The following is an 11503-nucleotide window of genomic DNA, read 5'->3' as shown; positions in this document are numbered from 1 at the left end:
CGGCGGAGGCGCGGAGTCGCGCGTTCGAAGTGTCTTGCCGAGACGGTTGTTTGACGACCCGAAAGCGGGTTATTTCCGAACTACAACAGTCCATCGATGTTGAGAATCGGTAGTAGCCATGATTGTATTCATCGGATTGATCATTCTGTTCGCCGCAGTGGTGGTCGGAATCGCCGCAGCACTGGCCAATTCTGGCGACACGCACGTGCTGGCGACCGAATTCACCGTCTTCGGAGCCCATTTCACTCCCACTCAGAACGAGCTGTTCGCCGCCGGCGCGGCCCTCGGTGCGGTCGGCATGCTCGGCTTGGGCATCGCCCTCACCGGGGCCTTCTCCTCGGCGCGCCGCCATGCGGAGATCCGACGCGAACTGCGGCACTCGCGCCGCGAAATGACCGCCACCCGTAGGGATCTCGCGAACACGCCGCCGGCCCAGCCGGCCGTCGCGAAGACAGCGCCCGCGCAGCCGGCGGCCGCCCCGAAGCCGCGCCTGCGCAATCCCTTCACCCGGCGCGGCACCGGAGTGTCGGGCACCGCGCAACCGCAACCCTGACGCCGACTCGCCTCGGCGGTCACGAACGACGGAACCGGCCTGGGATACGCTGCGCACCAGCGTATCCCAGGCCTTCGTGTGCTTCCGGCGACTCGCAACTCCGCTACGGACGCTTCGAAGAGACGAGTGTGATCGTCTTCGACATCGCCCGCCGCGCTACGAACGCTGTACGAACCTGAGATAGAACGCGGCGAACACCAGCACGATGCCCACATTCACCAGCAGTCGTTCCCGGAAATAGTGCCGGAAGAACAGAACGTCCACGCTCACCACGACGGCCACCAGCGCGAACACGTAGACAACGACGGCTGCGTGCCTTCCCATGGTCTCTTTCTACGCTTGGTCGCCACGGCAGGAGGAAATTTCCGGGGGAGGCCTCCTTGCGAATCGGTCCGCGTTTGCTCCGCGTCCGTGTTTCTGCGCCGGGCGGTGGCCGGGGCGGCGCGAGTCGCTCGGGCAGTTGGCGGCTGACAGCCGCCGGCCGGACTGACAGCTAATCAGCGGCATGGGTAGCCGCGTTCCACCCTGGGCTGTGTGGAGGTGTCGTGTGTCGCGCGCCACCGGCGGGCTGCCCAAAATTTGCCAAATCGCGTCGGTGAGTGCGCGCGCAGCTCGTACTCGAGGTTTCGAAACCGGAAATCGTCATTCGATCGACGCACATGAATTCGCCGTTTCTTCACTGTCCGGTCCCGGTTGGAGCTTAAACTACCTCAGCCGCAACGTGCACCACCATGCGAGAGGGTCGGGACAAACTCGAAGATATACACCCGGGAGGTGTGAAATGCCGGAGACTGGTCATCGGCGCATGTCACGTCCACTGTTGATTGCGAGCATGTTGCCGCTTGCGGTCTTCTTAGGCACGGGAGTGGCCACAGCGTCTCCCGGCGATCTCGTTCTCACTCCGGCCGATGCTGCGCAGGCGCCCGTTGTGCCGCCGCTGGCAGTGGACTGGCAAACGGTGGCGCACGACGTGCAGGGGTTACTGCCCATCCCGCTGCCATTGCCGTCTGCCGAGGCGCCTGTCGTTCAGGACAATTCGGCTGTCGCCCCGCAGAACGCACCCGTCGACGACGGTTCGGCCCCGGTTGTGACGGCGGACGCCCGGTCTGTCGCTGAGACGGCCGCCGCCACCGCGGCCGCGGTACCCGTCGATCCAGTGGCCGCCATACCGGCCCCGGTCGCGGACGCGCTGCCCGTCGAGGATCAGCATCCGATCGAGACCTTCTGCGAACAGGTTCCGGCCGATCCCGATCGCTGCGCCGCGACGGTGGTCGACGCGGGCGTCGGCGCGGCCATCGGCGCCGGCATCGGTGCGGCGGTATCCGCGCCGCTCGCGATCCCGGCCGCGGCACTCGGTGCGGCCGCCGGATTCGTCGTCGGTCTCCCGTTCCTGCCGACCGGCGTGGTGGTCGGCCCGCTGGTGGGCGCTGCCGTCGGCGCCGCGATCGTCGCCGGTCCCGCCGCCGCGCTCGGCGGGGCGCTCGGCGGGGCCGTCGGCGCGATCGTCGGGCTCACCGCGCCCCTCCCGCCGAACCCCGCCCCGACCGACGCGCCCGTCCCAGCCGACGCGCTCGTCCCCGCGGCGTAACGCACTGTCATCGCTCCGATCTCATCCCCCGTGGTCCTGCCGACCACGGGGGATGAGGTATGTAGTCGGTCGAAAGGCCGCCCGTCGTGCCGGAGGTCGCCGACGGCGTTCAGCGTTTCCAACTCCACGGTGCCGACGACGCGCGGAATTGCCCTGTGGTGCAGAGCTTCTCGACGGCTGCCCACCACACCGCGCATTCCGGCCCGAACGGTGTCCCGGAAAGGACTCCAGCATGCGAGCGATCACCGTGCGCGACCGTGATTCCGGTATCGCCGGGCTCACATTGACCGACATACCCTACCCGCACGCCGCGGAGAACGATGTCGTGGTGCGGGTGCACGCCGCCGGCTTCACGCCCGGCGAACTCGAGTGGCCGGCGACCTGGTCCGACCGCGCCGGTCGCGATCGGACACCCACCATCCCCGGGCACGAGTTGGCCGGGGTCGTGGTCGAACTCGGCTACGGAACCACCGGTCTCACCGTCGGCCAGCGGGTTTTCGGGCCGACCGACTGGGCGCGCGACGGATCGCTGGCCGAATACACCGCGGTGGAGGCTCGCAACCTCGCCCCGCTCGCGGCCGATATCGACTACACCGTGGCCGCGGCGCTGCCCATTTCGGGCCTGACCGCATGGCAGGGTTTGTTCGACCACGCGCACCTGACGTGCGGCCGGACGGTCCTGATTCACGGCGCCGCGGGCGGTGTCGGCTCGATCGCCGTGCAGCTCGCGCGCGAGGTGGGCGCACACGTGATCGGCACCGGCCGAGCCGGCGACCGTGACATCGTGCTCGGACTCGGCGCACAGGCCTTCCTCGACCTGGACGGCGACGACCTGCGGGACGCCGGTGCGGTGGACGTGGTATTCGACGTCATCGGCGGCCGAATCCTCGAGCGATCGACCGAATTGGTCCGTCCCGGTGGCACTCTCGTCACCATCGCCATGCCGCCCACCACGCAGCCCAGGGACGGGCGGGCCGTCTTCTTCGTCGTCGAACCCGACCGTGCGCGCCTGGCCGACCTCGCCGAGCGGGTCAGGAAGGGGCGGCTCGAGCCCATCGTCGGCTCCGTGCGACCGCTCACCGAGACCGCGTCCGCGTTCGCCCGCCGCCACCGCACGCCCGGCAGAACGATCATTCGGGTCGCCGACGAATAGCGCTGATGTGCCGAGGAGCGCATTGACGTATTGACTGGCTGGTCATTAGTATTGACTACATGGTCAATAAGACGTCCGCCGCACCGGTCGAGCCCGATCGTCTCGGCATGCTGGTGTGGGCCTATCTCGTGACTGCGGTCGCGACCGTTGTCGCCCTGGCGATTCTGACGGTGACGGCCCCGCACGAGGCACCGCGCGAGGCGTGGGGGCACGCGGTGATCGTGGCGGCGTTCGCGGTGCTGCTGCCCTTGCGGTTCCGGTCGGCACGTCGTGGCAGCGTCACGGCGCTGCGTGCCGTCGGCGTAATCGCGGCCGCGCTGTTCCTGGTGAACGTCATCGAGGCGTTGCTACCGCATTTCGTCCCCGGGTGGATGCGTTTGGAGATGCTCGGCATCGCCGTGCTGATGGCGCTGATCATCCTCCTGGTCGTTCGCGAGCGGATATGACGGCCGCGAATCAGCGCGCTCGGCAGCGGCTCAGCGCCGAGGCCCGCCGCCTCCAATTGGAGACCGCCGCGATCGAGATCGTCGGACGGGACGGGCTGGCCGCGGCCACCGCCGATGCGATCGCACGCGCCGCCGGGGTGTCGAAAGGCTTGCTCTGGCACTACTTCACCGACTTCGACGACCTGATGGCACACGCTGCCCGGCGCGCGTTCACCTCGCTCGAAGCGGACGTAGCGGCCGATATCGACCTCGACGCCGATGTCGACGATCTGCTGCGAGCGGCGATTCGGCGCGCGGCGCAACTGCCCGCGACGCATGGCGCCGAGCTGCGAACGATCCGCCAGATCGTGCTCAATCTCGGCGCGTTCGGCGGCGGTGCCGCGCTTCGCGGCCGCGAGTACAGCGCCCTGTATGCCCGGCAGGCCACACTCCTGCGGCGCGGTCAGGAACAGGGGCGGCTGCGCGCTGATCTCGATCCGCACCTGCTGGCGGTGACCTACCAGGGGATGGTCGACAGCATGCTCGAATACCTCGACACGAACCCGGACATCGACCCCCTCACCTACGCCGACCACGTCGCCGACGTACTCCTGGCCGGGATCACCCCGACGCGGAAACGATGAACCGGGCACGCTCCTCGTCGGATCACGAGACGGCGGCAACTCGGCCGCGCCGTCGAAACCCTCTCGGCGCATCGGCTTGGCCCGCGACCGCACGACGATACGATTGCTGCGCTGAACTACGAAGCCGCCACGGCGCTTACGCTCCACCGGCCGAGGCAGGCGCAACGCCTGGACACCTGTGGCCCCGGTGATCCGGGCCTCCGAGTTCGAACCCAACGGGTAGGAGCATTCATGAAAGTCTCCGTCATCGGCACCGGACTGATCGGCTCCCAGGTCATCGAGCGTCTCACCGCTGCGGGAAACGAGGCGACCGGACATTCCCGCTCGACCGGCCTCGACCTGCTCACCGGGCAAGGCCTCGACGGCGCGCTGCACGGCGCCGAGGTCGTCGTGAACGTGACCAACTCGCCGACCTTCGACGACGCGTCCCTCGACTTCTTCCGTACCACGGTGACCAACCTGCTGGCCGCCGCGCAGGCCGCCGGTGTCGGGCACCTGGTGACGCTGTCCATCGTCGGCGTCGACCGGGTGCCCGCCCTTGCCTACTACCGGGCGAAGACCCTGCAGGAGAACCTGGTCGAGGCGGGACCGATCCCGTACTCGATCGTGCGCGCCACCCAGTTCATGGAGTTCATCGCGCCGACGATGGATTCGACCACCGACGGCGACGCCGTCCACCTGCCCGCCACCCCGATCCAGCCCATCAGCTCCGCGGAGGTCGCCGCCGAGGTCGCGGCGGTGGCCACCGGCTCACCGCTTCAGGGCATTCGCAACATCGCCGGCCCCGACGTCTTCGCTCTCGACGAACTCGGCCGTCTCACGCTGGAAGCCACCGGCGACCGCCGCCACGTCGTCACCGACAACACCGCGGGCCTGTTCGCCGCGGTCGAAGGCGACGAACTGACAGCGCCGCCCGACGCCCAGCTGGCCGCCACGCACTACCGCGACTGGCTGCGCTCGCACTGACCGAATGTGCCTGCCGGGCGGAGATGATCAGCGCTCGTGGGTGATCCGGTGGCAGGCGAGCACCTCCGGCTCCGAAAGCGGTTCGGGCACAGGCGGTTCGAGCTGACCTGCGCGACCGCTGCCGCCGGATGGATCGGTCATCTGTCCCTCTCGCGTTCCCGGCCACTCCCGCGGTGATCGAGCTGAGCGAGGTGCTCGTTGGTGTCCGGAGCCGTCGGCGATGCCTCTCTCGAAAGACGCCGAGCGCCTCGGGTTCCGGCGTCATGGTTGCTCATCTGCGGCATCCGCCCGCGCGGTGGTTGCGGGCCAACCCATCGTTCGCGCTCCGCGCCGGCTATGCGACCCAGAAGTCGATCTCGCGGATCTGAGGGCTGTCGGGCTTCAGGTACCAGCTCTGCCAGGAGTCGCTGTCGACCAGGCCCTGCCATCGCAGATTCGGTGGTTGCAGGTGCCGGCGGAAGCGCCACCGGTACTGGTTGTAGACGGACATGATGTTCGTCGCGTACGCGTCCGCCAAGCCCGGCGTATCGCGAATGAGGAGCAGGTTCTCGTCATTGGTCCCACTGGCTTTCGGGCCCAGGTTGTGCGACCCGGTGAGCACGACGGGGTTCGCCCCGAAGGGGTCGATCACGATGACCTTGCTGTGCACCATCGCGAATGCTCGGTCCAGCTTCTTCAATTCTTCGCGGAAGAACATGGTCGGCGCGTCGATGGCCGCGGGGAGGACGACGTCGAAGTCGGCCTTCTCGGTGTTGTCCTGATCGAACAGGTGCACCGGATTGGCCGTAGTGCTCGGGTCCTGATTGAGGACGCCGCGAATGTAGAGACGTCGGTCGTCGGGTCGTCCCGCGCGAGCCGTGTCCAGAATCGTGTTGAGCAGGGTGTCCTTCGGTCCCGGATTGAACATCAGGAAGAGGATGCCGGTCTCCGCGCCCGTGATGAGCGTGCGTGCGTCGTCGAGGTCGACCTGTCCGACGGTCGGGGTGAACCACAGTCGCACCCGGGCCGGATCCACGGTCTCGTCCCGGGGTGTGCTGTTGTCGGTGCGCAGGCTCGCCGGTGTGGCGTCGCCCGCCTGCTCGAGCAGGTCCCACTGGTGCCGATATTGTTCGGCCAGGGCCGGGTCCTCGATCAGGAGCGAGTTGTTGGCCTGAGTGCACAACCCGGTCATGGTCCAATTCTGGCTGCCGGTCCACACCCATCGCGGTGTGGATTCCTGGTCGCAGACGACCAGGAACTTGTTGTGTCCCAGAGCGCGCGGCGAACACATGCGATCGTGCAGGTCGATCTGCCCACGCAGTGTGCCGCGCGCCTCGGCGTTCTGATCGTCCCCCTTCTTCTTCACGCTTCCGTTCGCCAGTACGACGTGCGCGTGCTCGCCCAGCTCGGCCAGGGCGGCTTCCAGCTGAGGATCGTCGAGTTCGTACAACGCCGCGTATACCTCGGATCCGTCCCCGGCGGCCTTGTCGAGCAGCGTGAACAACCGCGTGCCCAATGGTCCGGCGAGGTAGTTCCGGAGTGGATCGCCGGTGGTCTCGAGCACGGTTTCCAGCTTCGCGTTCTGCAGTTCGTGGCCGGTGACCCCCAATCGGCGTGAGACCCATTGTGCGGCAACGATTCCGCGGTTGAATACCGCCTCGATATCGGGCGATGCCATATGCGTCAGGGTGATCTCGTCGGTCCAGTCGCTCGCCGCGTCCGGGTCGGGGCGCAGGTTGGCTTTGTCGTCCCCGACCATCGGCAGGACCCGATAGGCGACCTTGTCGCCGGGATCGGCCATGTAGTCGGTCCATTGATATTTCTGAATCGGCCAGTTCGTGGACGCGCGACGTTCCCCGGCGGTGGCCTGATCGTCGGTGAAGCCGACCCAAGTGCTGACGACTTCTTCGATGCCGTTGCGTCGCCGCATGAGCGCGAAACCGCGGCACCCCGGAATGAACCCGTCGGGTTTCCATGCGACCAGTGCGTCGTCGCCGTTGTGATGAATTCGTACCAACATGTCCTTTCGCCCTTCAGAAAAGGATTACCAGGGCGAGCGGATAAACGTAGTTCACTCCGGGAGAACGGCCCGCTGGCGTAGTCGAAACCCGCCGTTGTCATGCGGACGGTAATCCCGGAAACCGGATCACCCGGTGATCCAAAAGATATGGTGCCCTTGAATTTTAGTGGCTGCCACACCGCGTGGGGAGAGCCATTTCTACTCGAATCCGGCTGATATCTCCGGTTGAATCCGGGTAGCGTGCTACCCGAGATTTCGACAGTTTCGACTGCCATGGTGGGAATGGTGTGCGGTGCCGGGCGCGCCGTGCCGAGCGATACTGTTTCGGCGCGATTCAGGGTCGATGATTCACATCCGGCGTCGCCGGTTCACCCTTCATCGGGGCGAAGGTAGTTCGAGTACGCGGTTGTCGTAGGGGTTGGTGACGTACAGGTTGTGCGCATCGTCGACGGCGATGCCCTGCGGACGGTTCAGTCCGGTCATGTGCACCGCCTCGGGGGTGGCCGACCCGGCGTGAAGTTTCATCACTCGGCCGTTCCAGTCGCAGACATAAAGGGTGTCTTCGGAATCGACGGCAATCCCTGTCGGTTTGTCGAGGCCGTCGAAGGGCAGTGTCGTTGGAACGGTCGAGCCGGTGGTCAGCTTCAATACGCGATTGCGGCCGGCTTCGTTGGCGTACACCGTCCCCGTAGAGTCGATCGCGACACCGGTGACATGGTCGAGTGTCGGGAACGGAAGGGGAGTCGCGGTCGTCGATCCGGCCGGCAGTTTCCAGACCGTACCGGTGCCGTTGTCGGAAACGTACACGTCGCCCGATTCGCTGACGTCCAGGCCGATAGGCTCCACCAGTTCGGGGAAGGGCAACGTCGCGGGGACGATCGATCGGGAACTCAACGCGAGAACATGATGGTTGTCGCTGTCGGCGACGTAGAGGTTGTTCGCTCGGTCGACCGCCAGTGTGAAGGCCAGTCCGAAATCGGTGAGAGGGAGCATCGACGGTGTGGGCGCACCCTTCTCCCATCGCCACAACCGGCCGCGGGTGGTGCTGTCGACGTGGTTGGTGCTCGTCGCGAACCTCGTGCCCGCCACGTAGAGGGTTCCGGCGTGGTCGATCGCGACACCGAGGGGTAAGGAAACGTCGTCGAAGGGGAGTGCGGCCGCATTGCTCCGCGCGAGCCGCTCCCGGTGTTCGTACGCCTGGTGCACGAGCGCGGCGACGGACGAAAGGACCAGCGCCGCGGCGGCGACGAGGACGAGCGCGGCGTGCGCGCGACTGTGTCGGAACGGCCGTCGCGCGCCTGCGGCGAGCCGGTCCTGCAACAGGGCATGCCGGAACTGGTAGACGCTGCCGACTTGCCGGAGCACCCCGCGGCGATGGGCGGTGCGATAGAATTCCATGTCCCGCAACGGCATTCGCCCGGCCAGCCATAACCAGACGGATGCGATCGTGTGCCGGCCGGAGGCCGTGAGGAAATACGAGATCACGAAGAACGCGACGGCGAAGACGCCGATGTCCTGGGCGCCGAGCGCGGCGGCCGAGCTGATCGCGGCGTGGAGCCAGGTTGCCGCGCCGGCGGCGACCGCATAGGCGAGGCTGTAGATGACGGCCGCTCGTCGATCCAGGCGTAGCGATGCCAGGGGTCCCATCGGCCGGTCCAAGGTGACCGGCCGATCCAGCGCGACGGCGAGTATTCCGACGGCGAGGCCGAACGGCGGACCGACGAGCACACAGTCTCGTGCCTTCTGTCCGGCGTCGGGAAGGTCTGCCGCGAACCAGAGCGCCGCCGCTCCCACTGTCGCGGCGATCGCGGAGACGATGAGCAAACGCAACAGCCTGCCTCGTAGCCGTAGTTGCAGGCTCATCGGCCGGGTTTCCCATGGCAGGAATGCGAGGATGACCGCAGGGGCGATGCCGAGCCGGACACCGGCCTTCGCGGCGCGCAGTGCCGGTTCCCATACTGCCTTCCCACCACCGAGCATGTCTCTCACGATCGGTAGCATGAACGCGCCGGCGAGTACCCCGGCCACGGTGACCGTGACCGCTGCCAGAATCCGCGGCTGGCCCGTCGTCGTCCGTTCGGCGCCGGCGGCGAAAACCGGCCGCAGAATGCGACGGCCGAGCTGCACGCCGAGTGCCGAGCAGAGCCCGGCGATCGGTCCCACCGTCAACCACTCGCGCGGCACGTCGAGAACTCCGTCCCGCACCGACTCGTGCCGTACCGCAACACTTTCAGCCGACGCGCCGATTGCGTGGATCAGCCCGAAAACGATCCCGACGACGGCCGCTGTGCCGGCGATCGGCCCGATTCTCGCCCGGAAGCGCCCGGCAGTCGTATCGGCGATTCGAGGTGATTCTCGGAGGACAGCGGTGGGCGACCGTGCCGGAGGTACGCGCAGGAAACCGACGACGAGGGCGATGAGCAAGAAGGTCTCCGCGACGTATTGCGCGGCGCCGAGTGCACTGGCGGCTATCTCGGACCGATAGCTCGTGTCGATCCATGCGCGGTAGGTCAGCCCGCCGACGGCGAGCGCGGCGATCGAACCGAATGCCATCACCGTGGTGAAGCGCCCAGCCTGGCGGCGGAATGTCGGTCTCTCGCGGTCCAGGTCTGCCAAGGTGAAGAAGCCGATGACGACCGCGGCGAGCGATCCCAGCCGAACAGACCACTCGACACTCTCCCCCCATCTGGTCGATGTGAAGCTGTCGGTCGGCCATGCCGCTGCGAGCGTCACTGCCACCACGAGCATCCCGACCGCGACTCCCGACACCACCGCGAACAATGGCGAGGGAATGGCGAGATGGCGCTTCCACCAGGCCAATTCACGATCGCCACAGCGGTCGAGGTCACCGGCGAGGAGCCGAAGTCGGCGTTCGGCGTCGACCACCGCGTCGCCGTTGCGACCCGCGGGCGAGCTTTCGCCCGCATAGCCGGCGGGGATCGCCTGGTCGAGGAGGTGCGTCTCGACGGCCTCCCGGGTATCGAAGGCGGTGGCGTCGAGCAGCTCACCGGGGTCGGCGCGTCCGTCACTGTAGGCGGACCGCGCCAGCGAGGTCATCAACGGAGTCGTCAATACCGAGGCCAGGCGATCCCGCGGATGCTCGTGGAGATGGGCGAGGACGGGATCCCACTTGTTCCGTCCCCGCCGCGGCGCCGACGTGACTCGCAGATAGGACGCGACCTCCTCGAGCCCGAGCGGGGTCAATTCGATCACCGCGGCGGCCGTCACGACGTCGCCGGCAGCGTCGACCGCGGCCTCGTACTCCGCCGAGCGGCTGGTCAGCAGGAGCGGGTCACCGACGGTGAGGGTGCGATTCAACGCGGTGATCACCTCGGCACGCAGCTCTTCGGGGACTTCGTCGAGGCCGTCCAGAACCGGCCAGATCCGGCCCCGGATGATCAGATCGTGCGCCAGCGTCGATCCCGAGGCGCCGCGTCCGCCGAGCAGTGGATAGTCCACGCACAACCGCGCTTCCATCCACGTCGCCAGGCTCGCCTCGCCCGGATTCCACGACGCGACCGGCATCAATACCGGGACGGGATCGCCGGGGCTCCGGCGTCGCACCGCGGTCAGGGTGAACTGCATCGCGAGCACCGATTTTCCCGATCCGGGCTCGCCGAGCACCACCAGCCGCCGTGAGGGGATCCGCTCGAAGACCTCGACGATCTCGCGGAGCCGTCCTCCCAGTTCGATCGGGGTGTCGCAGCCCTCGACGCCGCGGATCACCTCCCAGTAATCCATCACCCCGTCTCGTCGACAGTTCTCCCAGTGCAGTTGCAGCGGCCGCGGGTCGGGCAGCCGGCGCAATCTCTCCTCCGCCTGCCACTGCTCACGCACCGCGCCGGCCAGCGCCTCCAAGGCGGCATCGGGATCGACGGTGGTCCGCTGTCCCGGCCATCGTGCCGCCACCGCGGTCAGCACGCCGATGACCGCGGTGATCAGGCCGGCGACCTTTCCGATGGTTTCCCATCCGGATGCGAGCCAGACCCACAGCAGCAGTCCGGTAACTCCGATCAGGGCGATTCCGACAGGCAGCCGGCGCGCCCACGTGGTACCCACGACACCATTCCCTCGTTCGGAAAGGCCACCGGTACGTCCGAGCCGGCGGCTCGCCTCGGTGTGAAGCAACGTGCTCAGCGTGGCTCGCCCGCGTGTGTTCCACACGAGTAGTCCGC

At 67.4% G+C, this 11503-nt stretch carries 9 protein-coding genes; 6 read left to right on the top strand and 3 right to left on the bottom strand.

Annotated features, from left to right (window positions below; translation table 11 throughout):
• Positions 1-118 precede the first annotated feature (118 nt).
• Entirely contained in the window at positions 119-553 is a 435-nt protein-coding gene (locus tag AC5592_RS15975) for a hypothetical protein (protein WP_051025355.1), read from the top strand.
• Positions 554-709: 156 nt separating this feature from the next.
• On the opposite strand, the gene AC5592_RS15970 is transcribed toward AC5592_RS15975, so the two are convergent.
• Positions 710-877, bottom strand: coding sequence for a hypothetical protein (locus AC5592_RS15970; RefSeq protein ID WP_198163853.1), 168 nt, complete (start codon positions 875-877; stop codon positions 710-712).
• Positions 878-1418: 541 nt separating this feature from the next.
• On the opposite strand from AC5592_RS15970, the gene AC5592_RS15965 reads away from it, so the two are divergent.
• The 5 genes from AC5592_RS15965 (at position 1419) to AC5592_RS15945 (ending at position 5329) form a co-directional block, all read left to right on the top strand.
• Positions 1419-2141, top strand: a complete 723-nt coding sequence (locus tag AC5592_RS15965; RefSeq protein WP_157121920.1) for a hypothetical protein — start codon at positions 1419-1421, stop codon at positions 2139-2141.
• Positions 2142-2373: 232 nt separating this feature from the next.
• On the top strand, positions 2374-3294 hold the full coding sequence (locus AC5592_RS15960) for an NADP-dependent oxidoreductase (protein ID WP_036503453.1): 921 nt from the start codon (positions 2374-2376) through the stop codon (positions 3292-3294).
• A 59-nt stretch (positions 3295-3353) separates the two neighbouring features.
• Positions 3354-3740: a hypothetical protein gene (locus AC5592_RS15955; protein ID WP_036503451.1), complete on the top strand. Its 387-nt coding sequence runs from the start codon at positions 3354-3356 to the stop codon at positions 3738-3740.
• The gene (locus tag AC5592_RS15950; protein ID WP_063064683.1) at positions 3737-4363 is read left to right on the top strand and encodes a TetR/AcrR family transcriptional regulator; all 627 of its coding nucleotides are present in this window, start codon (positions 3737-3739) and stop codon (positions 4361-4363) included. The genes AC5592_RS15955 and AC5592_RS15950 overlap by 4 nt, the downstream gene beginning before the upstream one ends.
• Positions 4364-4594: 231 nt before the next feature.
• Complete coding sequence (locus AC5592_RS15945) at positions 4595-5329, top strand: SDR family oxidoreductase (RefSeq protein ID WP_063064682.1); 735 nt, start codon at positions 4595-4597, stop codon at positions 5327-5329.
• Between the two features lie 334 nt (positions 5330-5663).
• On the opposite strand, the gene AC5592_RS15940 is transcribed toward AC5592_RS15945, so the two are convergent.
• Both AC5592_RS15940 and AC5592_RS15935 read right to left on the bottom strand, forming a co-directional pair.
• A complete protein-coding gene (locus tag AC5592_RS15940) occupies positions 5664-7328 on the bottom strand; it encodes a phospholipase D-like domain-containing protein (protein WP_051024773.1) in 1665 nt (554 codons plus the stop codon).
• 375 nt (positions 7329-7703) lie between these two features.
• Entirely contained in the window at positions 7704-11387 is a 3684-nt protein-coding gene (locus tag AC5592_RS15935; RefSeq protein ID WP_063064681.1) for an NACHT domain-containing protein, read from the bottom strand.
• Positions 11388-11503: the final 116 nt, after the last annotated feature.

Source organism: Nocardia violaceofusca NBRC 14427 (assembly GCF_963869435.1).
Taxonomy (GTDB): domain Bacteria; phylum Actinomycetota; class Actinomycetes; order Mycobacteriales; family Mycobacteriaceae; genus Nocardia; species Nocardia aobensis.
This window is presented reverse-complemented; position numbering and strand designations above follow the sequence as displayed.